26 protein-coding genes and 1 riboswitch are annotated in these 26163 nt (G+C 68.6%); of the genes, 21 read left to right on the forward strand and 5 right to left on the reverse strand.

The window, feature by feature from the left end; all coding sequences use genetic code 11:
• The first annotated feature begins 17 nt into the window (after positions 1-17).
• The 5 genes from VFA08_03095 (at position 18) to VFA08_03115 (ending at position 3983) form a co-directional block, all read left to right on the forward strand.
• Complete coding sequence (locus tag VFA08_03095) at positions 18-977, forward strand: ROK family glucokinase (GenBank protein HYZ12574.1); 960 nt, start codon at positions 18-20, stop codon at positions 975-977.
• Positions 974-1882, forward strand: coding sequence for an LLM class flavin-dependent oxidoreductase (locus tag VFA08_03100; protein ID HYZ12575.1), 909 nt, complete (start codon positions 974-976; stop codon positions 1880-1882). Before VFA08_03095 ends, VFA08_03100 begins: the two co-directional genes overlap by 4 nt.
• Positions 1879-2469, forward strand: coding sequence for a 5-formyltetrahydrofolate cyclo-ligase (locus VFA08_03105; GenBank protein HYZ12576.1), 591 nt, complete (start codon positions 1879-1881; stop codon positions 2467-2469). The genes VFA08_03100 and VFA08_03105 overlap by 4 nt, the downstream gene beginning before the upstream one ends.
• Before the next feature lie 122 nt (positions 2470-2591).
• Positions 2592-3701: an aminomethyltransferase family protein gene (locus VFA08_03110; GenBank protein ID HYZ12577.1), complete on the forward strand. Its 1110-nt coding sequence runs from the start codon at positions 2592-2594 to the stop codon at positions 3699-3701.
• Positions 3702-3779: 78 nt separating this feature from the next.
• On the forward strand, positions 3780-3983 hold the full coding sequence (locus VFA08_03115; protein ID HYZ12578.1) for a hypothetical protein: 204 nt from the start codon (positions 3780-3782) through the stop codon (positions 3981-3983).
• 19 nt (positions 3984-4002) lie between these two features.
• Here VFA08_03115 and VFA08_03120 read toward each other — a convergent pair whose 3' ends face one another.
• Positions 4003-5673 carry a formate--tetrahydrofolate ligase gene (locus tag VFA08_03120; GenBank protein HYZ12579.1) on the reverse strand — a complete coding sequence of 557 codons (1671 nt, stop codon included), beginning with the start codon at positions 5671-5673 and terminating at the stop codon, positions 4003-4005.
• A gap of 180 nt (positions 5674-5853) precedes the next feature.
• Between VFA08_03120 and fdhD the strand changes: the two genes are divergently transcribed.
• The 8 genes from fdhD (at position 5854) to VFA08_03160 (ending at position 15236) form a co-directional block, all read left to right on the forward strand.
• Positions 5854-6696 (forward strand): formate dehydrogenase accessory sulfurtransferase FdhD, encoded by an 843-nt coding sequence (gene fdhD / locus VFA08_03125; GenBank protein HYZ12580.1) that lies wholly within the window; start codon positions 5854-5856, stop codon positions 6694-6696.
• Positions 6697-6787: 91 nt separating this feature from the next.
• The gene (locus VFA08_03130; GenBank protein HYZ12581.1) at positions 6788-8722 is read left to right on the forward strand and encodes a molybdopterin-dependent oxidoreductase; all 1935 of its coding nucleotides are present in this window, start codon (positions 6788-6790) and stop codon (positions 8720-8722) included.
• Positions 8723-8747: 25 nt separating this feature from the next.
• The gene (locus VFA08_03135; GenBank protein HYZ12582.1) at positions 8748-10556 is read left to right on the forward strand and encodes an NAD(P)H-dependent oxidoreductase subunit E; all 1809 of its coding nucleotides are present in this window, start codon (positions 8748-8750) and stop codon (positions 10554-10556) included.
• Positions 10553-11563, forward strand: a complete 1011-nt coding sequence (locus VFA08_03140; GenBank protein ID HYZ12583.1) for a 2Fe-2S iron-sulfur cluster-binding protein — start codon at positions 10553-10555, stop codon at positions 11561-11563. Before VFA08_03135 ends, VFA08_03140 begins: the two co-directional genes overlap by 4 nt.
• A gap of 16 nt (positions 11564-11579) precedes the next feature.
• Complete coding sequence (locus VFA08_03145) at positions 11580-12137, forward strand: molybdenum cofactor guanylyltransferase (protein ID HYZ12584.1); 558 nt, start codon at positions 11580-11582, stop codon at positions 12135-12137.
• Positions 12138-12250: 113 nt separating this feature from the next.
• Positions 12251-13564 carry a cyclic 2,3-diphosphoglycerate synthase gene (locus VFA08_03150; GenBank protein ID HYZ12585.1) on the forward strand — a complete coding sequence of 438 codons (1314 nt, stop codon included), beginning with the start codon at positions 12251-12253 and terminating at the stop codon, positions 13562-13564.
• A 3-nt stretch (positions 13565-13567) separates the two neighbouring features.
• Positions 13568-14506, forward strand: coding sequence for a carbamate kinase (arcC, locus tag VFA08_03155; protein HYZ12586.1), 939 nt, complete (start codon positions 13568-13570; stop codon positions 14504-14506).
• Positions 14507-14534: 28 nt separating this feature from the next.
• Positions 14535-15236: an endonuclease/exonuclease/phosphatase family protein gene (locus VFA08_03160; GenBank protein HYZ12587.1), complete on the forward strand. Its 702-nt coding sequence runs from the start codon at positions 14535-14537 to the stop codon at positions 15234-15236.
• 4 nt (positions 15237-15240) lie between these two features.
• On the opposite strand, the gene VFA08_03165 is transcribed toward VFA08_03160, so the two are convergent.
• Positions 15241-16005 (reverse strand): alpha/beta fold hydrolase, encoded by a 765-nt coding sequence (locus VFA08_03165; GenBank protein HYZ12588.1) that lies wholly within the window; start codon positions 16003-16005, stop codon positions 15241-15243.
• Positions 16002-16139: a hypothetical protein gene (locus tag VFA08_03170; protein ID HYZ12589.1), complete on the reverse strand. Its 138-nt coding sequence runs from the start codon at positions 16137-16139 to the stop codon at positions 16002-16004. Before VFA08_03170 ends, VFA08_03165 begins: the two co-directional genes overlap by 4 nt.
• Positions 16140-16271: 132 nt before the next feature.
• On the opposite strand from VFA08_03170, the gene VFA08_03175 reads away from it, so the two are divergent.
• From VFA08_03175 to VFA08_03195, 5 genes are all read left to right on the forward strand, one after another.
• A complete protein-coding gene (locus VFA08_03175; protein HYZ12590.1) occupies positions 16272-17420 on the forward strand; it encodes a 6-phosphofructokinase in 1149 nt (382 codons plus the stop codon).
• A gap of 13 nt (positions 17421-17433) precedes the next feature.
• Complete coding sequence (locus VFA08_03180; GenBank protein HYZ12591.1) at positions 17434-17961, forward strand: pyridoxamine 5'-phosphate oxidase family protein; 528 nt, start codon at positions 17434-17436, stop codon at positions 17959-17961.
• 30 nt (positions 17962-17991) lie between these two features.
• Positions 17992-19038: a threonine aldolase family protein gene (locus VFA08_03185; protein ID HYZ12592.1), complete on the forward strand. Its 1047-nt coding sequence runs from the start codon at positions 17992-17994 to the stop codon at positions 19036-19038.
• On the forward strand, positions 19035-19658 hold the full coding sequence (locus tag VFA08_03190; GenBank protein ID HYZ12593.1) for a sulfite oxidase-like oxidoreductase: 624 nt from the start codon (positions 19035-19037) through the stop codon (positions 19656-19658). Before VFA08_03185 ends, VFA08_03190 begins: the two co-directional genes overlap by 4 nt.
• 107 nt (positions 19659-19765) lie before the next feature.
• The gene (locus tag VFA08_03195; GenBank protein HYZ12594.1) at positions 19766-20746 is read left to right on the forward strand and encodes a metallophosphoesterase; all 981 of its coding nucleotides are present in this window, start codon (positions 19766-19768) and stop codon (positions 20744-20746) included.
• 4 nt (positions 20747-20750) lie between these two features.
• On the opposite strand, the gene VFA08_03200 is transcribed toward VFA08_03195, so the two are convergent.
• Positions 20751-21578: a deoxyribonuclease IV gene (locus tag VFA08_03200; GenBank protein HYZ12595.1), complete on the reverse strand. Its 828-nt coding sequence runs from the start codon at positions 21576-21578 to the stop codon at positions 20751-20753.
• Positions 21575-23449 (reverse strand): Stk1 family PASTA domain-containing Ser/Thr kinase, encoded by a 1875-nt coding sequence (gene pknB, locus VFA08_03205; protein ID HYZ12596.1) that lies wholly within the window; start codon positions 23447-23449, stop codon positions 21575-21577. Before pknB ends, VFA08_03200 begins: the two co-directional genes overlap by 4 nt.
• A gap of 119 nt (positions 23450-23568) precedes the next feature.
• Between pknB and VFA08_03210 the strand changes: the two genes are divergently transcribed.
• The 3 genes from VFA08_03210 to VFA08_03220 all read left to right on the forward strand — a co-directional run bounded on the left by VFA08_03210 (position 23569) and on the right by VFA08_03220 (position 26140).
• The gene (locus VFA08_03210; GenBank protein HYZ12597.1) at positions 23569-24279 is read left to right on the forward strand and encodes a hypothetical protein; all 711 of its coding nucleotides are present in this window, start codon (positions 23569-23571) and stop codon (positions 24277-24279) included.
• A 38-nt stretch (positions 24280-24317) separates the two neighbouring features.
• Positions 24318-24447: riboswitch (TPP riboswitch) on the forward strand.
• The gene (gene thiE / locus VFA08_03215) at positions 24435-25070 is read left to right on the forward strand and encodes a thiamine phosphate synthase (GenBank protein ID HYZ12598.1); all 636 of its coding nucleotides are present in this window, start codon (positions 24435-24437) and stop codon (positions 25068-25070) included. It overlaps the preceding riboswitch by 13 nt.
• On the forward strand, positions 25067-26140 hold the full coding sequence (locus tag VFA08_03220; protein HYZ12599.1) for an AIR synthase family protein: 1074 nt from the start codon (positions 25067-25069) through the stop codon (positions 26138-26140). Before thiE ends, VFA08_03220 begins: the two co-directional genes overlap by 4 nt.
• Positions 26141-26163 lie beyond the last annotated feature (23 nt).

The raw sequence follows: 26163 nt of genomic DNA on the forward strand, positions 1-26163 counted from the left end.
CCTGTAAGCAACACCGCGTGGGCGAGGGCGAAGCGATCGGCCTCGACGTCGGGGGAACCAAAATCAACGCGTTCAGAGTTGCGCGCGACGGCGAGATCCTCGATCGGAGGAAGGCCGCGACTCGCGCCGACGACGAAGAAGCGACGATGGCGCAGATGATCGAGCTCGCCCGCCACATGCTCACCGACGACGTGCTCGCGATCGGGATCGGGGCGGCCGGGATGGTCGACGCCGCAGACGGCAGCTTGCGATTCGCGCCCAACCTCGCGTGGCGGGAACTGCCGATCGCGTCACGCATGCGCGACGCGATCGGCCTCCCGTGTCAGGTCGACAACGACGCAAGCATGGCCGCCTACGGCGAGTACCGCTTCGGAGCCGGTCGCGGCTATCGCCACATGCTTCTCGTCGCCGTCGGAACGGGGATCGGGGGTGGCATCGTCTCGGACGGACGGCTGTTCCGGGGCGCGTACGGCTTCGCCGCCGAGATCGGTCACATCATCGTCGAGCCGGGCGGACCGAAGTGCGGTTGCGGCAACCTCGGCTGCTGGGAGCAGGTCGCCGGCGGCAGAGCGATCGGGCGCCTCGGTCGTGAACGGGCGCGCGCGCACCCCGACTCCCTACTCGCCCGGCTGGCAAGCGGCGATCCGGAGAGCGTGACGGGTCACCTGGTGACCGAGGCGGCGAAGCAAGGTGACGACGTCGCGATCGGCGTCCTGGCGGAGGCGGGGCGGCGACTGGGCGAGGGGATCGCGGGGCTCGTGAACATCATCGACCCGCAGATCGTCGTCGTGGGGGGCGGGGCCGTGGTCGCCGGTGATCTGCTGCTCGAGCCCGCGAGGGCGGCGTTCGTCGACGCGGTGGAGGGCGAGGAGCATCGTCCCCGCGTCCCGATCGTCGCCGCCCGGCTCGGCAACGACGCCGGAGCGGTCGGCGCGGCGACCCTCGCGCTGGAAGAGCTCGGGCGCATGCGGGCGTGAGCCGGCTGCGGATCGGGCTCGTCCTCCCACTGACGTCGTCGGACCCGGAACGGGTGCCCACGTTCGCCCGACGCGCCGAGGACCTCGGGTTCGACGGGCTGTTCGCCTTCGACCACCTGTTTCCACCCGGCGCGCCGTCCGACCGGCCATCCGCTGAGGCATACGCGTCGCTCGCCGCGGTCGCGTCTATCACTCGGGTCGTCTCGATCGGCACGCTCGTCACGCGAGCGTCGCTCCGTCCGGCTGGTCTCCTCGCGAAGCAGGCCGTCACGCTCGACGACGTCGCGGACGGACGGTTCGTTCTGGGGATCGGGACGGGCGACTCGCTCAGCAAGGCGGAGCACGACGCGTTCGGTCTGCCGTACCTCGAGCCGAACGTGCGACGCCGGCACTTGGTGGAAACGGTGCGCGCGATCCGTGCGCTGTTCCGCGGCGAGGCGTGGGAAGGCGGTGAGCTCGTCCCGGCGATTCGCGGCCCGCTGCTGCCGGGACCGCGCCGAGGCGGCGGGCCGCCGATGTGGATCGGTGGAAGGTCACCGTCGGCCGTGCGGCTCGCGGCGGCCGAGGCCGACGGCTGGAACGGATGGAACCTGGACGTCGAGACGTTCGCCGACCGCGCTTCGCTGTTACGGAACGAACCGCACGACCAAGGCGTCGAGGCGACGTGGGCCGGCGCCGTCGTCGTGGGACGAAGCAGGGAGGAGGCGGATGACCTCGAAGCAAAGCGCCGCGCGAGGGGGATCATGGACGACGCGTTTGTCGGCAACGACCTCGCCGCGACGGAATGGCTCGAACGGCTCGCGAGCTCCGGGGCGACGTGGGCGATCCTGCTCGTCGCCGGCGGACGCGAGCGCGTCGAGCTCGTTGCCGAACGAGTGCTCCCGAGGGTCGCGACGCTCGGGTGAGCGAACGCCTTCCGGACGCCCTTGCCGAGCGCAAACGCGACATCCGTCGATCAGTACTGCACGAACGAGACGCGCTCCTCGAGGAAGATCGTCGCGCGAGGAGCGTGGCGATCACCGAGCGCCTGATGGCCCTTCCCGAGCTCCGATACACAAGAACGGTAATGGCGTTCTGGTCGTTCGGCTCAGAGGTCGATACCTCCGGGCTGATCGAGGCGCTGCACGCTGCGGGAAAACGCGTCGTGCTTCCGCGCGTCGATGGCCGAGAGGTCGCGGCGGTCGTCTACGTGCCGGGTGATCCCACGGCCGCAGCGTCGTTCGGCGCCATGGAACCGACCAGCGCGGAGATCGTCCGATCAACCGAGATCGACGTCGTCATCGCGCCGGGCGTCGCGTTCGACCGAAACGGCGGGCGCGTCGGCTACGGGGGAGGTTTCTACGACCGGTTCCTGCGAACCGTCCGCGCCGATACCCCCGTGATCGGGCTGGCCTTCGCGGTGCAGCTGGTCGACGAGGTTCCCAGGGGCGAGCACGACCGACCGGTGGATGTGGTGGTCACCGAGATGGGGCTGATCCGCCGCGGCGCGTGACCCGGCCGAGGTTGAACGGCCGCTCAATACCGTGCGAGGATGCGCCCGGCAGGGGCCCACAGCGGGAAGCGAGGCGTTGCGCCGACCCGGAGCGAAGGTCCCCCAACTCCCCGGAGGGTTCGATGAGCGAACAGGAGCCGATCAAGAGCGCGTTCCACGACGTCATCGCTTCGCAGGGCGGAAGCCACGTGGAGGACGGCGGATGGTTGTGGGCGGAGGGGTTCGGCGACGTCCAGAAGGAGTACGCGGCCGTTCGTGACGACGTCGCCGTCTGGGACGTTTCGCCCCTGAACAAATGGGACTTCCGGGGACCCGACGCGCTGCGAGCGGCGCAGTACGTGTTCAGCAACGACGCCGTCGGCCTGGCCTCCGGGCAGGCGCGCTACGGGGCGTTCCTCGACGACGAAGGGCTGATGGTCGACGACGGGACGGTGTTCAACACGGGCCGCGACGGTCACTGCTGGGTCATGACGAACGGCAAGGACCACGACGAGTACTTCGGCGCGATGCTCGGCCGGTTCGACGTGGAGACCGAGTGGATCGCGCCGAAGATGCCGCATCTCGGCGTGATCGGGCCCCGTTCGCGCGAGCTCGTTCAGAAGCTCTCCGATGCCGACGTGTCGCAACTGCGCTACTTCCGGTTCATCACCGACCCGGTCGAGGTGGCCGGCGTGCCGGTGTACCTGTCCCGGACCGGATACGGGGGCGAGCTTGGCTACGAGCTGTTCCTCACCGATCCGGCCGACGCGACGGAGCTGTGGAACGCGGTGGTTGGGGCGGGCGCGACGCCGTTCGGAGCCGAGGCGATCGAGATCCTGCGTATCGAGGCCGGCTTGATCGTCACGGACTACGACTACGAAGCCCACCAGCGCACGCCGTTCGACTTCAACCTGGACCGGTTCGTCGCGCTCGACAAGGACGTCGAGTTCGCCGGCAAAGAGCGTCTGCGCGAGATCGCGGCGAACCCGCCGAACCGCTTGGTGACGCTGAAGGTCGAAGGGGAGACGTTGCCGGAATACGGAGCGACCGTTACCAAGGACGGCGACGAGGTCGGCGTCTTGACGAGTCCCACCGACAGCCCCCGCTACGGCAAGATCGGCATCGCCATCGTGCGGAGCGGTCACGCGGCGCCCGACGTGCAGCTGGAGGTGGCGGCGGGCGAGGGAACGGCCCCGGCGACCGTCGACGTCCTGCCGATCTACGACACGAACAAGCAGCGCCCGCGGGCGTAGCCCCGGGAGTCGTTGACTCGCGGGTCTCGGCGTCTACACTGCTCGAATCACACGTCTGTGATTCGAGGAGGCGCGACCATGCCGCTCCACACCTGCGCGCCACCGCGCGGCGAGGAACCGAAGACGATGTCGCTGTGGGTCTGCCCCGACTGCGGTTCGACGTGGGAAGCCGTGCCGTGGGCGGGGATCTTCGACTTCGACCGGAACGAGGCCGTCACGCGGGCCGAATGGATCCAGGTCGAGGGTCCTGCCCAGGTCGCGTCGATCCAGGTCGCGGGGTGACCCAGATCAGCACGGGGCCCTAGAAAAGCCCCACCGTCCGGCCGTTCTCGTCGAGGTCGATGCCCATGAACGCCGGCGTTCTGCCCAGCCCGGGCATCCGCTGCATGTCCCCGCACAAGACCACCACGAACCCGGCGCCGGCGCTCGGGACGACACCGCGGATCGGCAACCGGTACCCCGTCGGCCGGTTGAGCAGAGTCGGGTCGTGGGAGAGGGACAGGTGGGTCTTGGCCATGCAGACGGGCGCATCGCCCATGCCCATCGACGTGATGCGGGCGATGTCGCGTTCAGCCTGCGGCAGGTAATCGACGCCGTCCGCGCCGTACAGACGCAACGCGATCGCCTCGATCTGCTCGCGGATCGGCGTCGCTGCCGGCGTGAGCTGAGAGAAGCGATTGGACCGTTCGCACGCGTCGACGACGGCGTCCGCGAGCTCCACCGCGCCCTCACCGCCGCGCGAGAAGCCCTCGTTGACTACGACGCTCTCGGCACCCGAGTCCCGCGCGAGCTTCTCGAGCAGCTGGAGCTCCGACTCGTCGTCGGTCGGGAACCGGTTGATCGAGACGACGCACGGGAGCCCGTACTCGCCGACGATCGCGATGTGGGCAGCCGTGTTGGCGATCCCGCGTTCGACCGCGGGGAGGTCGGGTTTCGCCAGCTCGTCGAACGCGACGCCGCCGTGTGACTTGGTCGCTCGAACCGTCGTGACGAGCACCCCGGCGCTCGGCGTGAACCCACCGAGGCGGCACACGATGTCGCAGAACTTCTGGAACCCCAGGTCCGACGCGAAGCCCGCCTCGGTGACCACGTAGTCCGCGAGCTTCAGCGCGATGCGATCCTCGATGATCGAGTTGTTGGCGTGCGCGACATTGCCGAACGGACCCGCGTGGACGAGTGTCGGTTGTCCCTCGAGGGTCTGCACCAGGTTCGGCTTGACCGCATCCTTCATGATCACGGCCATCGCGCCGGCGACACGAAGGTCTTCCGCCGTCACTGGTTGGCCCTCACCCGTCTCGGCCACGGCGATGCGTCCGAGTCGCTCGCGGAGGTCCGTCAACCCATCTGCGAGCGCGAGCACGGCCATGACCTCCGACGCGGCGGTGATGACGAACTGGCTCTCGCGTGGGACGCCATGTGCCTTGCCGCCGAGTCCGATCACCGAGTAACGGAGCTCGCGGTCGTTCACGTCGAGCGTGCGGGGCCACGTGATCGTCGCCGGATCGATACCGAGCGGGTTGCCGTGGTAGATCGACGCGTCGAGCGCTGCGGCGAGCAGGTTGTGAGCTGCCGTCACTGCGTGGAAGTCGCCGTTGAAGTGGAGGTTCACGTCCTCCATGGGGACGATCAGCGCGTAGCCGCCGCCTGTCCCGCCGCCCTTGATCCCGAACACGGGGCCCATCGACGGCTCTCGCAGGCACAACATGACGTTGTGCCCTCGCCGACCGAGTCCTTGCGTCAGCGAGATCGACGTCGTGGTCTTGCCCTCGCCGGCCTTCGTCGGCGTGATCGCTGTGGTGATGATCAGCTTGCCGTCGGGACGGTCGGCCAATCGCTCGAGGATGTCGAGTGAGAGCTTCGCGCGGTACCGGCCGAACGGTTCGACCTCGTCCTGCATGATGCCGGCGTCCGCCGCGACGTCGGCGATCGGGCGAAGCGTCGCTTCCTGGGCGATCTGCAGGGCGCTCTTCATGTGCGCGCGCCTCCTCACCTTCGGGGGGGTACGTTCGCTCGCTCGGCGCTCGCTCACTTCTTGAGCCCCCCGCACCCCTGACCCGCGGTTCAAAAAGCGGGCAGGAGCTTACTCCGCCGCGGGAGTTGCGGGGGTCACCACGTGGGGGTGGCTCCGCGGGTGGGCGCCATAATGGCCGAGATGGCCGAGGCCGTACCCCTTCGCAGGAACGTCACACGCGTCCGCGCAACCGCGGTGAACGCCGGTGTCGCCGCCGAACGCCCGGACGTCCTCGCGGCCGAAGAGCCGATGGAGATCCGCGTCGAAGGCGCGGGCCAGCCCGCCGTGTCCGTCGCCGTGACGATGCGGACGCCGGGGGGCGATTTCGAGCTGGCCGCTGGGTTCCTCTTCACTGAAGGACTGATTGATCGAGCGGACGACGTTCGGCGCGTTTCGTACTGCGAAGACCTCGAGCCGGACGAACAGCACTACAACGTGGTCACCGTCGAGCTGGCACGGCCGTTCGACGCGGACCTGCTTCGTCGCAACTTCTACGCCAGCTCGTCGTGCGGCATCTGTGGGAAGGCGACGCTCGACGACGTCGAGGTGCACTGCGCGCCGATCGCCCCGGGTCCGGAGGTCGCCGGCGCCGTCATCTCGGGATTGCCCGGTGCGCTTCGACGCGCGCAACGCGTGTTCGAACAGACCGGGGGCCTCCACGCGGCCGGCCTGTTCACCGCGGACGGCGAGCCGCGCTCCCTCCGCGAGGACGTCGGCCGACACAACGCGGTGGACAAGATCATCGGCGAGCGGCTGCTCGCTGGTGCCCTGCCGCTCTCCGATTGCGTGCTTCAGGTGTCGGGTCGCATCGGGTTCGAGATCGTCCAAAAGGCGGGTCGCGCCGGCATCCCGGTGATCAGCGCTGTCGGAGCGCCCTCGTCGCTCGCCGTCGATGCGGGCGAACGGCTCGGCATGACGCTCGTTGGGTTCGTGCGCGACGACCGGTTCAACGTGTACACGCATCCCGAGCGGATCCGCGTCTGAAGCGCGCTCGGCGACGCCATCCCGCCACGCCACCTGTCGGGATGAGCGGCCTACAATCGGGTTGAACGGACGGCCGGAAGGAGCGCGCTCGATGAGGAACGGGCTCGTTCGGCTCACCGAGCCGATGGTCCGCTCGAACGGCGGCCTGCGAACGGCAACGTGGGACGAGGCCCTGGACAGGGCCGCGTCCGGTCTGCAGGCGGCGATCGATCGGAACCCCGGTTGGGGGGTCGGCGTGTTCAGCTGCTCGAAGGCCACAAACGAGATGAACTTCGTCGCGCAGAAGTTCATCCGTCAGGTCCTCGGCAGCAACAACATCGATAGCTGCAACCGCACCTGACACGCTCCCAGCGTCGTCGGTCTGGCGACGGTGTTCGGAGCAGGTGGCGGGACCAGTTCGTACGAGGAGGTCGCGAATTCCGACCTCATCGTGCTGTGGGGGTCGAATGCGCGCGAGACGCATCCGATCTTCTTCCATCACGTCCTGAAGGGCGTGCACAACGGCGCGCGCCTGATCGTCGTCGACCCGCGCCGCACGTCCTCTGCAGAGTGGGCCGACCTGTGGCTGGGCATCGACGTGGGTTCGGACATCGCGCTCTCGAACACGATCGCGCGCGAGATCATCGTGAACGAGCTCCACCACACCTCGTTCATCGAGCGAGGCACGGAGGGCTTCGACGCGTACCGCGACTCGGTGATGGAGTGGACGCTCGAGCGCGGGGAGGAGGTGACCGGCGTCCCGGCGGACGCGATCCGCGAGCTGGCCCACGCCTACGCGAAGGCCGATCGCGCGGTGATCTGCTGGACGCTCGGCATCACCGAGCACCACAACGCGGTCGACAACGTCCTCGCGCTGATCAATCTGGGGTTGCTGACGGGCCACGTGGGACGGTACGGCAGCGGCCTCAACCCGCTTCGGGGCCAGAACAACGTGCAGGGCGGCGGCGACATGGGCGCGATCCCGAACAAGCTGCCCGGGTTCCAGGACATCGAGACGGACGCGGCCGCCCGGGAGAAGTTCGAGAAGGCGTGGGGCCGGCCGATCGTGCCGAAGCGCGGATGGCACCTCACCGGCATGTTCGAGGCGATGGAGCGAGGTGACCTCACGTCGGTCTACTGCATCGGGGAGAACCCCGCGAGCTCGGAGGCCGACACCCAGCGCGCGCGAAAGCTCCTGGACAACCTGGACACCCTGATAGTTCAGGACATCTTCATGACGCGGACGGCCGAGATGGCGGACGTCGTGCTTCCCGCGGCGAACTCGGCGTTCGAGTCGGACGGCACCGTCACGAACAGCGAGCGGCGCGTGCAGCGCGTTCGCAAGGCGCTCGATCCGCCGGGCGAAGCGAAGGACGATGTGTGGATCATCGCCCAGCTCGCGAAGCGTCTCGGTTACGGCTGGGGGGACCTCACGCCGTTCGAGGCGTGGGAGGAGCTCCGAACGCTCTCGCCGATGCACGCCGGCATGTCGTGGAAGCGCCTCGAGGAGCTGAGCGGGATCCAGTGGCCCTGCCCATCGGACGACCATCCGGGTACGAAGTTCCTCCACGCGAGGCTGTGGGAGGAGGATCCCGACGAGCGGGGGCCGGCCGCGCCGTTCAGCGTCACGCCATTCGAGCCACCCGTCGACGAGCTCACCGACGAGTTCCCGCTCCGATTGACGACCGGCAGGAGGCTGGACTCGTACAACACGGGTGTGCAGACGAGCGGGTACACCTCGCCGCTCCGGCGCGGCGAGTCGATCGACGTGTCGCCGTCGGATGCGGAACGTCTCGCCCTCGAAGAAGGCGAGATCGTCCGAGTGACGTCGCGCCGTGGATCGTTGGACGTGCCCGTCAGGCTCGATCGCGGCCTTCGCGCGGGGCTCGTGTTCATGACACTGCACTTCCCCGATCAGGTGGAGACGAACGTGTTGACGATCGACGCCACCGATCCCAAGTCGGGGACAGCGGAGTTCAAGGCGACGGCGGTTCGCATCGACAAGCTCGACGCGCCGGCGATCGTTTCCGGCGGCGGGGGCGAGTGACGGAGGTGCCGTGGACCTCCGCCTGATGGCGGCCGAACCGACCGCCGAGGAACGAGCCGCCGTCGATCTCGTGCTGGGCCCGCCGGCAGCAGCCGACCCGCACGACGGGCACATCGCGCGCGGTGGACACGCGCTCCGCGAGCAACGGCACCTGTTGCTTCCGGCACTGCACGCACTGCAGCGTTCGGCAGGCTGGATCAGCGAGGGAGGGCTAAGCTACTTGTGTGAGCGCCTCGACGTTCCGCCGGCCGAGGCGTACGGCGTAGCCAGCTTCTACGCGCTGTTCTCGACCGAGCCGCAACCGCCGACGGTGCTCCACGTGTGCGACGACATCGCGTGCAGGGTCGCCGGTGCCGAGGCGCTGATCGGCGATCTCGAGGGAGAGCTCGGGCAATCGAGAGTGGACAGCGTTCGGCGGAGTCCCTGCCTCGGCCTGTGCGACGTCGCGCCGGCGGCGTTCCTCCAAACAACCGGCGGGGGCTCACAACCGCAGATCCCGCGCGCGTCGATGGAAACCCTCCGACCGTTCGTCGAGGGAGGAGGGTGGAGTATCGGGCGACATGACGAACACCCGGTTCCGCAGAACGTGAGCGAACGGCGTTTGCTTCGTCGTATCGCTGTCGTCGATCCCGGATCGGTCGGCGACTATCGCGCACTGGGTGGCTACGAGGCGCTCCGCCGGGCTGTCGAGCTCGGTCCCCAGGGCGTTGTCCAGGAATTGAAGGACTCGAACCTCGTCGGACGCGGCGGCGCGGCCTTCCCGGCCGGCGTGAAGTGGGATGCCGTCGCGAAGCAGCCCGTTCGGCCGCACTACTTCGTATGCAACGCGGACGAGTCCGAACCGGGCACCTTCAAGGACCGTGTGCTGATGGAGGGCGATCCGTTCGCGGTGCTCGAGTCGCTCACCATCGCGGGATACGCGACCGCTTCGGAGAAGGGCTTCATCTATGTGCGGGGGGAGTACTGGCTCGCGACTCACCGCCTCGAGCGGGCGATCGAGCAGGCGTACGCGCGCGGATTCCTCGGCGAGGACGTCATGGGCGAGGGGTTCCGTTTCGACGTGGAGCTGCGCAGCGGCGCCGGCGCCTACATCTGCGGCGAGGAGACGGCGCTGTTCAACTCGATCGAGGGGAAGCGCGGGGAGCCGCGGAACAAGCCGCCGTTCCCCGTGGAGATGGGCCTGTTCGGCAAGCCGACCGGGATCAACAACGTCGAGACGCTCGTCAACGTCCTCGAGGTCCTGTCCATGGGAGGGCTCGAGTACGCCAAGCTCGGCACGCCCGACTCGACGGGAACGCGCCTGTTCTGCCTGTCGGGTTGTGTCGAGACGCCGGGTCTGTACGAGGTCGAGCACGGCACCACTCTCGGCGACCTCATCGACCTCGCGGGCGGCGTTCGCGGCGGCCGGGAGCTGAAGGCCGTGCTCCTCGGCGGCGCGGCGGGGACGTTCGTCGGTCCCGGAGACCTCGGGCTGCGGCTCACCTTCGAGGACGCGAAGGCCGCCGGCGCGACGCTCGGTTCCGGCGTCGTCATGCTGTTCGACGACACCGTGAACCTCGCGGACATCGTGCTTCGGATCGCCGCGTTCTTCCGAGACGAGTCGTGCGGACAGTGCGTGCCGTGCCGGGTGGGAACGGTCCGTCAGGAGGAGGCACTGCATCGGTTGGTGCGTGACCGGCCGATCGGGTCACGGCAGGACGAGCTCGCGCTGATCGGTGAGATCGGTCAGGTCATGCGTGATGCGTCGATCTGTGGTCTCGGCCAGTTGGCGGCGAACGCGGTCGAGTCGGCGATCACCCGGCTGAGGGTGTTCGAAGGGAACGGAGCGCGATGACCGTCACCCCGATCGCGCCACCGAAACGGCTGCTCGACATCGAGGTGGACGGCCAACCCGTTCGCGCCGCCGAGGGCTCCACGATCCTCGACGCGCTCCGCGCGAAGAGCGTCGACACGCCGACGCTGTGCTTCGCCGACAATCTCACGCCGGTCAACGCCTGCCGCGTATGCGTGGTCGAGCTCGAGGGCTCGCGCGTGCTGGTGCCCTCCTGCGCTCGCAAGGTCGAGGGCGGCATGAAGGTTCGGACGGATACCGAACGCGTCCGCCACTCGCGGCGGATGGTGCTCGAGTTCCTCGGATCATCCGTGGATCTCTCCCTCACCGGAGGCGACGTCGCGCGGTGGCTCTCGGACTACGACGCGGACCCATCGCGGTACGGCCCCCCGAAGGAGCCCGCGGCGGCCGGCGAACGCGACGCTCGCCACGCCGGTCATCATCACGACCCCGATCCGGCGCTGGCCGACACCGTCCACCAGCCGGTGAAGGTCGACAACGAGCTGTACGTGCGCGACTACTCGCGATGCATCCTTTGCTACAAGTGCGTCGAGGCGTGCGGCGTGGACGCGCAGAACACGTTCGCCATCGCCATCGCCGGCCGCGGGTTCGACGCTCGCGTCTCGACCGAGTTCGATGTCGGCCTGCCGGAGTCGGCCTGCGTGTACTGCGGGAACTGCATCGGTGTGTGCCCCACGGGCGCGCTGATGTTCAACAGCGAGCATGAGATGCGCCAGGCCGGAACGTGGGACGAGTCGCAGCAAACCGTGACCGACACGATCTGCCCGTACTGCGGCGTCGGGTGCGAGCTCGAGGTCCACGTCCAGGACAACTCGATCGTCAAGGTGACGTCACCGGGGGACCACGAGGTCACGAGCGGGCACCTCTGCATCAAGGGACGATTCGGGTTCCAGTACGTGCAGAATCGAGCGCCGGTTCCGGAGACGCAGACGGCGGAGACCGTCGCGGATCGAGCGGTGCCGCCTCCGCCGGGGGAACAGCCTGCCTGACGCGACGGGCGTCGTCCTGGCCGGCGGACGCTCGACGCGGTTCGGACGAGACAAGCTCGCGGAGCCGTACCTAGGTGAGCCGCTGTTGCATCACGCCGTTGCGCGTCTGGCCGAGGTGTGCGACGAGATCGTCGTGGTGATCGCCCCCGACGCGCCGGCGCCATCGCTGCCCGGCGGCCCGAGGATCCGCGTCGCGCGCGACGAGAGCGAAGGTCAGGGTCCGCTCGCCGGGATCGTCGCGGCCCTGCGCAGCGTCACCACGACGTTCGCGATCGTCGCCGCCGGCGACATGCCCGAGCTCCAGCGTTCGGTTCTCGTGATGATGCTCGGCAGCGTGGCCGATGGCGACGCCGTCGCGCTTGTTGACGGCTCGGACGTCCGTCCGTTGCCGTGCGTCGTGCGCGTGGAGCGCGCGGTGGAGATCGCTCCCGCGTTGTTGGCTTCGGGCCGAGCGAGCGTTCGCGCGCTGCTCGACCAGCTGCATGTGACCGCCGTCGACGAGCCAACGTGGACCGCGCTCGACGCGCGGCGACGAACGCTCTTCGACGTCGACGTGCCGGGCGATCTCGCGTGAGCCAAGCCCGCACCGAGACCGGGCACGTTCGGCCCGCGAACGGGTAGATTCCAGGGCGAAGAGCGGGCCTTCTTCACTCCGCCCGCGCATCAAACCTTCCTGAAGGGACGGACATGCCGCGTCGTGTTCTGATCATGGGCGCCGCTGGGCGCGACTTCCACAATTTCAATGTCGTCTACCGCGACGATGCCGACCACGTCGTCGTGGCGTTCACCGCAACCCAGATCCCGTATATCGACGACCGCACCTATCCCGCGTCGCTCGCGGGGGAGCGGTATCCGAAGGGGATTCCCATCCACGACGAGACGGAGCTCACCCGGCTGATCCGTGAGCTCGAGGTCGACGACGTGGTCTTCAGCTACTCGGACGTGAGCCACGAGTACGTGATGCACAAGGGCAGCGAAGCCATGGCCGCCGGGGCGAACTTCCTGCTTCTCGGCCCCCGCGACACGATGCTCGAGGCCACCGTTCCGGTCGTCGCCGTGTGCGCCGTTCGAACCGGTTCCGGCAAGAGCCAGACCACGCGCGCGATCGCCGCAACGTTGAAGGAAGAGGGAAAGCGTGTCGTGGCCGTTCGACACCCCATGCCGTACGGGAACCTCGAGGCCCAGCGGGTGCAGCGCTACGCCGCGATCGAGGACCTCGATCGGTACGACACGACGATCGAGGAACGCGAGGAGTTCGAGCCGCACATCGCCAGCGGAACGATCATCTACGCGGGCGTCGATTACGGAGAGATCCTCCGGCAGGCGCAGGCTGAGTGCGATGTCCTGCTGTGGGACGGCGGGAACAACGACCTTCCGTTCTACGAGCCGACCGTTCACGTCGTGGTGGCGGATCCGCTCCGCGCCGGCCACGAGACGAGATACCACCCCGGAGAGACGAACCTTCGAATGGCCGACGTCGTCGTCATCAACAAGGTCGACTCGGCCACGTCCGACCAGATGGAGTCGCTCGTTCGAACGATCGACGCGGTGAACCCTGGCGCCACGATCGTGAAGGCGAACAGCCGCGTGACCGTTGACGAGCCCGACGCGATCGAGGGCAAGCGGGTGATCGTCGTCGAAGACGGCCCCACGCTCACGCACGGCGACATGAAGTTCGGCGCGGGCGTCGTCGCCGCACGGTCGCACGGCGCCGCCGAGGTGGTCGATCCGCGACCGTGGGCGGTGGGGACGATCGACGAGACGTTCCGCAAGTACGACGTCGGGCCCGTCCTCCCGGCGATGGGGTACTCGGACGAGCAGCTCGAGGAGATGGCGAAGACGATCGACGCAGCCGACGCAGACCTGGTCGTCATCGGGACCCCGATCGACCTCCGGAGTGTGATCGATTTCCGTAAGCCCGCTGTTCGCGTCCGCTACGAGCTCGAGGTGCTTCCCGACTCGCCCTCGCTTGCCGACGTCCTCAAGCCCGTCATCGCCTGACGCATGGACCGCGTCGTGGTTGCGCTCGGCGGCAACGCGTTGCTTCGGCGGGGCGAGGAGGACACGTTCGAGAACATGTACCGCTCGGCGCGACTCGCGGCCGAGCGGGTGGCAGACATCGCCGCCGCCGGCTGGGAGGTCGTCGTCACACACGGCAACGGGCCGCAGGTCGGCCGCATCCTGCTTCAACAGGAGGCGGCGCGCCGGTGGATCCATCCGATGCCGCTCGACGTCTGTGGGGCGCAGAGCCAGGGACAGATCGGCTACCTGCTCCAGGTCACCATCGGCGACGTGTTCTACGAGCGGGGCCAGGAGCGCCCGGTCACGACGATGCTCACGCTGACTCGCGTCCCCGTCGACGATCCCGCGTTCGAGGAGCCGACAAAGCCGATCGGCCCCTTCTACGAGAAGGCGGAGGCGGACGAGCTCGTCTCCGAGCGGGGCTGGGTGGTCAAACCGGACGCGCACGGCGGTTACCGGCGGGTAGTGCCGTCGCCGACGCCCTACTCGATCGTCGAGGCGCCGGTGATTCGCTCGCTCGTCGCCGACGGAGTCATCGTCATCGCCGCCGGCGGCGGAGGTGTTCCCGTGACCGAGCAGGGACCGAGACTGATCGGCGTGGAGGGCGTCGTGGACAAGGACCTCGCGGCGGCGATCCTGGCGCGGGATGTACAGGCATCGACGCTGCTGATTCTCACCGACGTCCGTCGCGTACAGCGTGGCTTCGGGACGGAGAACGCCACCGACATCGATCGGCTCACCGTCGCGGAAGCTCGCGAGCTGCTGGCGGCCCGGGAGTTCGGCGCCGGCTCGATGGGGCCCAAGATCACCGCGGGGATCGAGTTCGTCGAGGGCGGCGGCATCCGCGCCGCGATCGGCGACCTCGACGACTCAGTTGCCGTGCTCGACGGATCCGCTGGAACGACGATCGTCGCGTCCTGACGCTCGATAGAGCGGGTAGGTTCGACGCGTGCAGCTGCGCGTCCTCGTCTACAACGTCCGCCAGTTCCGCGACGACGCCGACCTCGTCGCGCGCGTCGTCGACCGCTTCTCTCCGGACGTCTTGCTGATGAACGAGTCCGGTGGACGGCTCAAGTTACGCAGGTTCGCCAAGGCCGTCGGTATGGAAAAGGCGCGGGACCCATGGTCTCCGTTCCGACGACGGGTGAAGAACGCGGTTCTGGTCCGACGGCCGTGGCGCATCCTCGACCGCCGCCTCCACCGGTTCGCTGGGTCGGCCCGCTTCTACCCCCGCGGTGCGCTGGTCGCGCAACTCGACCGATCCGGATTTCGGATCTCGGCCGCCTCGGTGCATCTCGGACTGCGGCCCGCGGAGCGCCGCTATCACGCCGAGCAGCTCATCCCGATCCTTCGCAAGCTGAACGGTCCTCTCGTCGTCGGCGGCGACCTGAACGAGCTGCCCGGGGGGCGCGCGGTGACTCACCTGACCGAACGCCTCCTGTGGGACGTATGGCTCCTCGGGGGCGACGTGGTCGGCGAGACGTATCCGGCTGACAGGCCGGCCGCTCGGATCGACTTCCTGTTCGTCTCAAAGGGGATCCGCGTCGAGCGGGCCATCGTTCCGGCTGTCCCGGACGTGCATGGGGCGTCGGACCACCGTCCGGTCGTGGCGGAGCTCGTTCTTCCGGAGGTCGAGGGCAGTCCGGAGTGAGTCGTTACGGGGCCGCGAGCTTCGCGCGGTCGACCTCGTGCGCGAACGCCAGCACGTGCTCCCGCACCAGTTCGGCGTCGTGATCGAGCGTCACGACGTGGAACGACCTGGGACACGGGACGAGCTCGGTTCGTTCCGATCCGACCCTCGCCAGGATCTTCCGAGGGTTCGACGTCGAGATCACGTGGTCGACCGATGACGCGAACACGACGACTGGTTGCCTGATCGACGGGAGTGCGGCTCGAACCCGCTTCATCATCACCGCCATCGAGACGATCGCCGGAACCGGCATCCGGTCGTAGGCCATCTCGTCCATGCCGGGCTTCGCGATGTCATTTGGTGTTCCGGGAACGTCCCTGAGGAACCGCTTCCCGATTGGGATGAGCAGGTGGCGGCAGTCGAACACGTACGGGTTCGCCAGCGCGATTCCGTGGACATCCGAAGATCGCGATGCCGCGAGCGCCAGAACGATCGACCCGCCCATCGACAGGCCGAACGCCACGACGGTTCGGCATCTCGAGGAGATGGCGTCGAGGCCGCGCGCCGCCTCGCCGACCCACTCGGCGGCTCGCCGGTGTCGGAGGTCCTGGACATCCGTTCCATGTCCGGGGAGCCGAACCCCCTCGACGGCGAGGCCCTGTCCGGCGAGCCATTCGCCGAGCGGCCGAATGGATGCGGGCGAGCCGGTGAACCCGTGGACGAGCAACACGCCGATCGGTCCGTCGCCGAACGAGAACGCCTCTGCGCCCGGTCGAACGTCGGGGCTCACGTCGAGCGCTTGCGCCGCCCCGGGTTGACGAAGAGCGTCCCGACGAGAAAGAGGAACGCGGCGCCGACCGCCCCGGCCAGGCCGAGCAGGATGATCACGAAGATCCACTCGAGCAGGCCCCACGCGCCGACCACGAGTGGATGCTACCTGTGCGATGAGGGCAGGGACGAGGATCTCCCGGGACGAACAGATCTCGGCCGTACAATCGCCCCGACCCGCGAGCGCCCTTCCGTCGGGACGCTCACGCGCCACGGAGGTCCGCACAGGTGAAGGTCGGCATCCTCACCGGCGGGGGAGACGTCCCCGGCCTGAACCCCTGCATCAAGGCGGCGACGCTTCGCGCGCTGGAGGAGGGGCACGAGGTCGTCGGCATCCGCCGGGGATGGGCGGGACTGCTCGAAACGGACCTCGACGACCCCGAATCGATCACCCGGAACGTCACGCCGCTCGACGCCGGCGCCGTGCGGACGATCGACCGAAGCGGCGGGACGGTGCTGCACACCTCACGGACGAACCCGGCGAAGGTCCGCGCCACGGACGAGCCGGCGTTCCTGAAGCTCGGTCGCGAGAGCGACGATCCACGCGATCACACGCCGCACGTGCTCGACGTGATCGGCAAGCTGGGCATCAACGCCCTCATCCCGATCGGCGGCGACGACACGCTGTCGTTCGCCCTTCGGTTGCACGCCGAGGGCGTACCGGTGGTGGCGATCCCGAAGACGATGGACAACGACGTCCACGGGACCGACTACTGCATCGGGTTCTCGACGGCGGTCACCCGCACGGTGAACTTCGTTCATCAGCTCCGCACGAGTGCCGGATCGCACGAGCGTCTCGCCGTCGTCGAGGTGTTCGGTCGGTATAGCGGGGAAACCTCGCTCGTCTCGGCCTACCTTGCGGGCGTCGATCGGGCGGTGATCTCCGAGGTTCCCTTCGACATCGAGCGGCTGGCGGCCCTGCTGCTGGAGGACAAGGGAAAGAACCCCAGCAACTACGCGATGATGACGATCTCCGAGGGCGCCACGCTGGTCGGCGGCGAGATGGTCATGGGCGACAAGGAGGACGCTTACGGCCATCGCAAGCTCGGGGGGATCGGCCAGGTGACGGGCGAGATGCTCCACTCGATCACCGGGGACGGGATCATCAACCAGCACCTCGGCTACCTGATGCGCTCGGGCTCGCCCGACTCGCTCGATCTCATGGTGGCGATCAACTACGCGGTGATGGCGGCCGATCTCGTCGCGGAGGGTGAGTACGGACGCTTGGTGGCGCTGCGGAACGGCAACTACGTGAACCTGCCGATCGACGTGGTGCGCGAAGGCGTCAAGCGCGTCGACGTCCCCGCGCTGTACGACTCGGAGGCCTACCGGCCGAAGATCCGTCACGTCGACGGCAAACCGATGTTCCTGTACTGAGCTCGGAGCGTCGATGGCGATCCAGCGCTCGACGCGCCCCGTGAACTCCGAGCGGATCGCTCGCGCGGCCCGGCGACTCCTCGACGCCTCGACGCTGTGTGCGATCGCGACGACGTCGCCGCGGGGGCGACCGCACATCAACACCGCCTATTTCGCGTTGACGAACCAATTCGACATCGTGTGGCTCTCCGAACCGAGCGCGCGTCACTCCATCAACCTTCGAGCGAACGCGGCGACCTCGGTCGCCGTCTACGACTCGTCGCAGCGATGGGGAGGAACCGATCGCGGGATCCAGCTGTTCGGGTCGGCACGTGAGGCCTCGAAGCGATCGATCGCCGACGCGGAGGCGGCGTACGCGCGACGGTTCACTGCGTACGAGCCGGGCCAGCTCGTGGCGTATCGCTTCTACGTATTCCATCCGAGGAGCGTGAAGCTCTTCGACGAGCGTTGGTTCGGCGCGGGTGTGTTCGTCACGGCTCGCGTCGATCGCACCGGAGGGGTTACGTGGGAGCGGACGGACGTCTACAGCTCGAACCGCTGATCCCAACGCTCTCCTTATACTGGTCCGACCGTGAGTGAGTTTCGGGTCGACCTGCGTTCGGACACCGTCACCAAGCCATCTGAGGCGATGCGTCGCGCCATGGCCGACGCCGAGGTCGGGGACGACTGGTACGGCGGCGATCCAACGGTCAATCGCCTGCAGGAGCGGGCAGCGGAGATCACCGGGATGGAGGGCGCGATCTTCGTCCCGACCGGGACGATGGCCAACCAGATCGGCATCCGGCTCCACGTGACAGGAAACGGTCACCTGGTCGCGGCAGAGCCGCGTGCCCACGTCGCGTCGACCGAGATGACAACCTCGGCAGTCCTGTCGGGCATCGCCTTTCGCACGGAGAGCGCGCCGCGAGGATGGATGACCGCAGAGATCGCCGAGCGGCTGCTCGAGCCCGACACGTACTACGACGTCGAGGTCGTCGACCTGCTGGCGGTGGAGAACACCGCCGGCCACGCGGGCGGAACGGTCATGCCGCCGGACGAGATGCGCCGGATCCGCAAGGTCGCCCAGGTGGCGGCCGTTCCGGTGCACCTCGACGGGGCGCGCATCTTCAACGCCGCGGCCGCGGCCGATGTCGACGTGACCGAATGGACGCGCGAGGTCGACACGGTGATGTTCTGCGTGTCGAAGGGCCTCGGCGCGCCGATCGGATCGTTGCTGTGCGGCCCCGCGGACCTCATGCGTGAAGCCCGCCGGCTGAAGATCCTGTACGGCGGCGCCTGGCGGCAAGCGGGCATCGTCGCGGCCGCCGGGCTCGTCGCGCTCGAGGAGGGTCCCAAACGTCTCCACGACGATCACGCGCGGGCGCGGCGGCTCGCCGAAGGGCTCGCCGAGATGTTCCCCGGGTCCGTCGATCTCGATCAGGTCGAGACGAACATGGTTCTCGTTGCCACCGCGCCGATGGGCCTCGAGCCCCTCGAGGCGATCCGTAGGCTGGGAGATGAGGGGGTCGGAGCAACGATCGTCCCGCCGAGAGTCCGTCTGGTGACACATCTCGGCATCTCGGACGACGACGTCGGGGCGGCGCTCTCAGCCTGGCGGCAGATCGCCGTGGGCTCGTGAAGTTGTTCGGCCAGAAGCTCCCCGACGAGGTCGCCAAGCGGGTGCCGCCCGGTCAGCGTCTCGTCAAGACGTGGCCGGTCCTTCAGTACGGCCCCGTCCCCGCGGCTCAGGGATCGGAGTGGACGCTCGAGGTGTCGGGGCTCGTTGAGGAGCCGTTCACGCTGACCTATGACGAGCTGAAAGCGCTCGGTCCGCAGGACGTCACCGCGGACATGCACTGCGTGACGGGGTGGTCCACGCTCGACAACACGTGGACGGGGATCCCGTTCCGCGTCATCGCCGAGCGCGCGAAGCCGACCCCCGACGTGAAGTGGGTGATCGCCCACTGCGAGCACGGCTACACGTCGGACCTGTCCATGGAGGCGATGCTCGACGACGACGTGGTGGTGGCGTGGGCCCACGGTGGGCAGGACCTGACGCCCGAGCACGGGTACCCGCTTCGGCTGGTCGTTCCGAAACGCTACGCGTGGAAGAGCGCCAAATGGCTGCGAGGCCTCGAGTTCTCCAAGCACAGCAAGAGGGGCTTCTGGGAAGTTCGCGGGTATCACATCCACGCAGACCCGTGGCGCGAGGAGCGGTACAGCTACCAAGAGGGACCACGCGCCGAGCTCGAGCCCTGAGCCCCTAGCGCGTCAACCATCTGCGTCCTTCTCGACTGCTTCGGCTCGCGTTGACCGGTCGATGCGGTTCGGTATGCAATCCCCCGACCGACCCGAGGGGGGAACCAATGCGTCGAGTGGTGACGGGCGCGTTCGCGCTCGGACTCCTGGTGATCGCCTGCGCCGATCCATCTGCGGTCGAACCGCGACAAGCCACGGGTCCTGTGATTGCCGCAGTCGGCGACGTCGCGTGCAAGTCCTTGCCCCACGACCACGAGCGCCGATGTCGCTACAACCGCGTCGCGGAGGCGATCCGCGAGATGGCGCCCGACGCGTTCCTCGCACTGGGCGATCTGCAGTACCTGCACAGTGCGTACGAGGACTTCATTGCGTACTACGACCGGTTCTTCGCCGACCTGAAGGACATCACGCATCCCGTCCCGGGAAACCACGAAACGTACACGCTCTACGCCGAGGGTTACTACCGGTACTTCGGCAACCGGGCGCATCCGCCGGGCGGTTGGTACTCGTTCGATCTCGGCTCGTGGCACCTCGTCGCGTTGAACTCGCAGCTGTGCAAGGGCTCGACGTGGACACCGGAGCTCGGCCAGCGCGTCCCGATCACGACGAGCTCGGCGATCGACAAGGGTTGCGGTCCCGGGACGCCGGAGTACGAATGGCTGAAGAAGGACCTCGTCACGCACCCCGTCGGGTGCACGCTCGCGTTCATGCATCATCCGCTGTTCGGCTCCGAGCCGTATCCGGAAGGCGTGTTCCTGTACCAGCTGCAGCCGCTGTACGAGCTGCTCGACGAACACGGCGTCGACGTGGTCCTTGCCGGTCACGAGCACAACTACCAGCGGTTCGCGCCGATGGACGCGTTCGGTCGCGCCGACTCCGAAGGTCTTCGGCTGTTCATCGTCGGAACGGGCGGCGACACGTATGGCGACCTGCGCGAGGGGGATGTCGCGACGAACCGCGAGGCCGCTCAGGACCACTCGTTCGGCGTCCTCCGGATGGTGCTCGGTGACGGCGAGTACCGCTTCGAGTTCGTCACCGCGCCGGGAGAGCGGGAGTTCACCGACGCGGGGGACGGCGAGTGCGTTTGACGCGCTACTGAACGAGCGAGCGGATGCGCTCGAGCTCCGCTTTCCGCGCCTCGCCCGACGCCGGCGTCTCGACGACCGCCGAGATCTCGCGCACCTCGGGTCGGTTGACGATCGCGGCGAAGCCGTCGAGCCCGATCGAACCCTCGCCGACGACCTCGTGCCGGTCGCGGCGGGAACCGCGCTCGTTCTTCGCGTCGTTCAGGTGCATCAGGCGAAGTCGTCCCGTCAGCCCCATCGTGTGCAGCTCGCTGAAGAGCGTCTCGACGCCGGCCGGCTCGTCGAGCGCGTAGCCCGTCACGAACAGGTGACACGTGTCGAGGACCAGCCCCAGCCGCTCGTCGTCGACCGCTTGGAAGAGCTCGGCCGCCTCGGGGATCGTGGACGCGACCGCGCCGGCCGTTCCGGGCATCAGCTCGACGAGCAACCGAGTCGAGTCGGGCGTCGCCGAGAGGATCGCCTGGAGGACCGCCGTCGCGCGCTGGAGCGGCTGCGCGCGTTCGCCCGGCCCTCCGGCGCCTGCATGGACGACGAAGCCGGCCGCCTGGATCACACCGCACGCGTGCACCGACTTCTGGCAGAGCTCGAGCGACTTGCCGATGAACTCGGGGTTCGGCGACGCGATATTGACGAGGTACGGCGCATGGACGAAGAGCGGTCCGATTCCACCCTCGCGCCATTCGGCGCCGAACTTCTCTGCCGTGTCGAGCCGAGGCCCGGACCAGGCACGCGGGTTGGAGATGAACAGCTGAACTGCGTCGGCTCCGACGTTCCGAGCGCTCTCGACCGCGGTTCGCAGACCCCCCGGCGTTCGGAGGTGCGCGCCGACCCTCACGCCACGTAGATCGCGATGGTGTCGCCGACGCGGACGGTCTCGCCGACCGGGGGAAGCTGACTGACGACCGTGCTGCCGTTTCCGCCGGGCACCGGTACGACCTGCGCTTCGAGACTGAGTGCGTGGATGCGCGCGATCGCTTCATCCCGCCCCAACCCGAGGAAGCTCGGTAGATCGAATTCCTCGGGCCCGAGAGAGACAACGATCGAAACGGTCTCGCCGGGCTGGAGGTCCTTTCCTCGTGCGGGGTCCTGCGAGATGACTCGGCCGCGCGCGATGTCGTCGGAGAACGCGTCGCTTCGCGCGACCACGAAGCCGGCGTCTTCGAGGAGTGCTGTCGCGTCCTCCACGATCCGTCCGGCGACACGCGGTACAGGAAGGGGCTTCGGACCCCTGCTCACAACCACGTCGATCGCGCTTCCGAGCGGTGCGTCGTCGCGACCGTCGACGCTCTGTCGGATCACGTGACCCTCCGCGAGATCGGCGTGGTACTCCCGCGTGACATCGCCCACCCGAAGATCGGCGCCGCGGAGCAGCTCGCGGGCTCGCTCAAGTGTCTTCCCGACGATGTTCGGAACGCGGACCGGCGGCGGGCCGGCCGAGGGGACGAGTACCACGCGCGTCCCGTCCTCGACGACCGTGCCTTCGTCCGGCCTGACGTCGAGCACGGCGCCTTCGTCCACCCGAAGCGAGTGCCGTCCCTGCGCGATGCGAGCGACGAGGCCGACGTTCTCGAGCTTCCGCTGGGCGTCGCGAACGTCCAGCCCGACTACGCTCGGCACGTCGACGCGGTGCGGGATCACGTACGTCCACGCTCCCCACGCCGCGGTCGCCAGGATGACCAACCCGAGGACGATGACGAGGAGCTTGCGCCAACCCCGGCGGCGCGTCCGGAACTGTGCGCGGGCGATCGTCACGGTGGTCGCGGCTGTATTGGGGGATCGGCGACTCGGCAACACGGTCACGTCCGGTACGAGGGTCCCCACGTTCGGGGCCGGCGGAAGCGATGTAGCCTCGTCGAGAAGGTCGCGTCGGGCCTCCGCCGCCGACTCCGGTCGGAGCTCGCGCTGCTTCTCCGTCATCGATGCCACCCACCCGTCGAGGACCTTCGGGACCGCGGCGTTCCGCGAGGAAGGCGTGGGAATTCGCTCGTTCACGTGCTTGTACGCGATCGCCATCGGCGTCTCACCGGTGAACGGCAGTCGTCCGGTGAGGAGCTCGAACGCCACGATGCCCAGCGCGTACAGGTCGGTCCTGGGATCCGCCGGCTCGCCCTGCAGCTGCTCGGGCGCGAGGTACTGCACGGTGCCCGTAACGGTTCCCGCCTCGGTGATCTGTGCATCGGCGTACGCGCGAGCCAGGCCGAAGTCCGCGACCTTCACGACGCCCTCGCGCGTGATCATGATGTTCTCGGGCTTGACGTCACGGTGGACGATCCCCCGACGGTGGGCGTGATCGAGCGCGAGGAGCGTCTGCAGCAAGACGTCGACCGTCTGCGCCGGCGCCAGAACGCCCTCCGCGTTCAGCACGTCCCGCGCGCTGAGCCCGCGCACGTACTCCATGACCATGTAGTAGATGCCGTCGACGGCACCCCAGTCGTGGACGCCGACGATGTTCGGGTACGACAGGCTCGCCGCGGCGCGGGCCTCGCGCCGGAACCGCTCGACGAACCCGCGGTCGCCAGCGAGCTGTCGATGCAACACCTTGATCGCCACGTCGCGTTCGAGCACGGCGTCGTGGGCCCGGAAGACCTCGCCCATACCACCCGCGGCGATACGATCGACCACGTGGTACCGGCCATCGAGCGTGATGAGCGCATGGTCGAGGCCGGCGCGCCCAATGGGCCGCTCGGGGATCGTGCTCCTCGAGATCTTCGCCTCCCGATCGTTCGTGCGTTGCGATTGGACCGTTGCGGGCTGACGGACACGAGCCGGAGGCGCGTCCGGGCGCTCATCCTAGGCCATGCACGGCCGGGAACCCGGGAACGCGGGTGAACGTTCCGACGCCGGTCGAGGACTATCAGGAGGCGTTCGCCCGGATCGAGGCCGCCGTGGCGGAGGGCGAGACAGACCTGGCGGCGCTCGGTTTCTGGAGGCTCCTGTCACGGGTGAAGCGGGATCCCGTGCTGTCGTCGCACTGGGCGGACGCGGCGGGACGGATCGATCGCGTGGCGTTCGAATCGCGGGTCCGGCTGCGGTTCCCGATCTGGTTCGGGAACGCCGTGCTCGTCGGGGCCACGGCCGCCGGAGTTGCCGCCGTGATCATCGCGGTCCAGACGACGTCGCCCATGGTTGCCGGGCTCGCGTTGGTCTTCGCCGCCGCGGACTGGTCGGCTTCGCTCCACGGGCTCGCGCACTGGCTCGCTGGGCGCGCCGCCCGGATCCGGTTCACGTCGTACTTCTTCGACCGGCCGTTTCCTCCGACGCCCGGCCTGAAAACGAACTACGCCACATACCTCCGGGCGAGTCCCGAAGCGAGGGCGTGGATGCACGCGTCTGGCGCGATCGCATCGAAGATCGCGCCGCTCGTGGCGCTCGCGTTCTGGCCGGCCACGGTCGCTCCCGTGTGGGCCGCCCTGGTCATCGCCGCGTATACGGTCGTGCTGATCGTGATCGACGTCATCTATTCCGTTCGGTACAGCGATTGGAAGAAGGTGCGGCGCGAGTTGCGTGTGGCTCGGGGGCGGGCCGTCTCGCGGTGAGGCGCAGGCCAGTCGTGCGCTCCGGCGTCTATCCTGGGAGCGATCCACCGGGGAGCTCGACCGACCGGGCTGAGAGGCCGTCAGCGCGTTCTTGGGGAGCGCGGGCGACGGCGACCCGACGAACCTGCACCGGGTAATTCCGGCGGAGGGAGGACATGAGACTCGATCCGCGCTCGCTCTCGGTCTACGTCGTCACGTCGAGCCGCGGCGCGAGCGGGAATGGTCATCTGGAGATCGCCGCCGCGGCGGTCGCCGGCCGAGCCACAGCGGTTCAGCTCCGGGCGCCGGAGCTGACGGACGAATCGTTGCTGCCGCTCGCGCGCGAGATCGCCGAAGCATGCCGCGCGGCCGGCGTGCTCTTCGTCGTGAACGACCGCGTCGAGGTCGCTGCCGCGGTCGGCGCGGGAGCGCACGTCGGCCAGGATGACGATCCAGAAAGAGCGCGGGGTCTTCTCGGGCCCGACGCGGTCCTCGGAGTCAGCGTCGGCACCGTCGACGACGTCGCGGTCGCCGAACGTGCCGGCGCCGACTACCTAGGGGTGACGGTGTTCTCGACCTCGACCAAGCCGGATGCTCGCCCCATCGGGCTCGACGGGCTGAGCCGGATCGTCGCCGCGACGTCCATCCCGGTGGTCGGTATCGGAGGCATCGACGCCGCGAACGCGCGAGACGTCCTCGCCGCTGGCGCCGCCGGTGTCGCGGTGATCTCCGCCGTCGCCGACGCGGACGACTCCGTCGCCGCAGTAGGCAGCCTGGTCGACGCGGTGAAGCGAGCCGGCGCGACGCGATGAGCGACCAACGAACGGGCAAGGCGACCGCGGAGCTGTTCGAGCGCGTAATCCTGTCTCGCCTCGGGGCGCGAGATCCGGACGTCTTGGTCGGTCCCCGCCACGGCGTCGACGTAGGCGTCGTTCGTGTCGCGAACGGTGTCGCCGTGGCGCTCACGGCAGACCCGGTGTTCATCGTGCCCGCGTACGGATGGGAGCGTGCCGCGTGGTTCGCCGTTCACATCCTCGCTTCCGACGCATCGACGAGTGGTCTCCCGCTCCGGTGGATGGCCGTCGACCTGAACCTGCCCCCCGAGATCACCGACGACGAGCTCACATCGCTGTGGGATGCGTTCCACCGCGCGTGCGAGGGCATCGGCGTCGCCGTCGTGACGGGCCACACGGCGAGGTACGACGGCTGCAACTGGCCGATGGTGGGAGGCGCGGTCTGCATGGCGTCAGGATCGGAAGATCGGTACGTCACGCCGGCGATGGCGCGCGTCGGCGACCGGATCGTCGTCACCAAGGGCGCCGCGATCGAGGCCACGGCGCTGTTCGCGGCGACGTTCCCGGATCGCCTCGCGGACGGCGTGGGACGCGACATCGTCGAAGCCGGCGACCGGCTGTTCGAACAGATGACCGTGGTGCCGGAAGCCACGGTCGCGCGCGAGTTCGGCGTTCGCCAGGCGGGCGTCACGTCGATGCACGACGCGACCGAAGGTGGAGTGGTCGGCGGACTCAGCGAGGTCGCGGCCGCGTCGAACGTCGGGATGCGGGTCGACCTCGCCGCAATTCCCGTCCGGCCTGAGGTGCGTGCGATCTGCGAGCACACGGGTATGGATCCCTACACCTCGATCTCCGAGGGGACGTTGATCGCGACCGTCGTTCCCCACAAGACGGAGGCGTTCGTGGGCGCGCTCATCGAATCGGGAGTGGACGCCGCCGACGTCGGTGAGATCCGCCCGCCGTCCGACGGGCGCGTCCTCGTCACGCCCGACGGGGACTCACCGCTGGAGCACCCGGGCCTCGATCCGTTCTGGGGCGCGTTCGGCAGATGGGCGCGGGAAGCGGCCGGGATCGCCGAATCCGGATAGGAGCAGCATGTCGCCGCGCGTGA

The organism is Actinomycetota bacterium, assembly GCA_035640355.1.
In the GTDB taxonomy this organism is placed as follows: Bacteria; Actinomycetota; UBA4738; order UBA4738; family HRBIN12; genus CALGFI01.

Bases quoted from the DNA above. Each gene is read 5' to 3' on its own strand.
- VFA08_03110 (HYZ12577.1), top strand. From the start codon at position 2,592: ATGAGCGAACAGGAGCCGATCAAGAGCGCGTTCCACGACGTCATCGCT.
- VFA08_03115 (HYZ12578.1), top strand. From the start codon at position 3,780: ATGCCGCTCCACACCTGCGCGCCACCGCGCGGCGAGGAACCGAAGACG.
- VFA08_03120 (HYZ12579.1), bottom strand. From the start codon at position 5,673: ATGAAGAGCGCCCTGCAGATCGCCCAGGAAGCGACGCTTCGCCCGATC.
- fdhD (HYZ12580.1), top strand. From the start codon at position 5,854: ATGGCCGAGGCCGTACCCCTTCGCAGGAACGTCACACGCGTCCGCGCA.
- VFA08_03135 (HYZ12582.1), top strand. From the start codon at position 8,748: ATGGCGGCCGAACCGACCGCCGAGGAACGAGCCGCCGTCGATCTCGTG.
- VFA08_03140 (HYZ12583.1), top strand. From the start codon at position 10,553: ATGACCGTCACCCCGATCGCGCCACCGAAACGGCTGCTCGACATCGAG.
- VFA08_03150 (HYZ12585.1), top strand. From the start codon at position 12,251: ATGCCGCGTCGTGTTCTGATCATGGGCGCCGCTGGGCGCGACTTCCAC.
- arcC (HYZ12586.1), top strand. From the start codon at position 13,568: ATGGACCGCGTCGTGGTTGCGCTCGGCGGCAACGCGTTGCTTCGGCGG.
- VFA08_03180 (HYZ12591.1), top strand. From the start codon at position 17,434: ATGGCGATCCAGCGCTCGACGCGCCCCGTGAACTCCGAGCGGATCGCT.
- VFA08_03195 (HYZ12594.1), top strand. From the start codon at position 19,766: ATGCGTCGAGTGGTGACGGGCGCGTTCGCGCTCGGACTCCTGGTGATC.
- thiE (HYZ12598.1), top strand. From the start codon at position 24,435: ATGAGACTCGATCCGCGCTCGCTCTCGGTCTACGTCGTCACGTCGAGC.
- VFA08_03220 (HYZ12599.1), top strand. From the start codon at position 25,067: ATGAGCGACCAACGAACGGGCAAGGCGACCGCGGAGCTGTTCGAGCGC.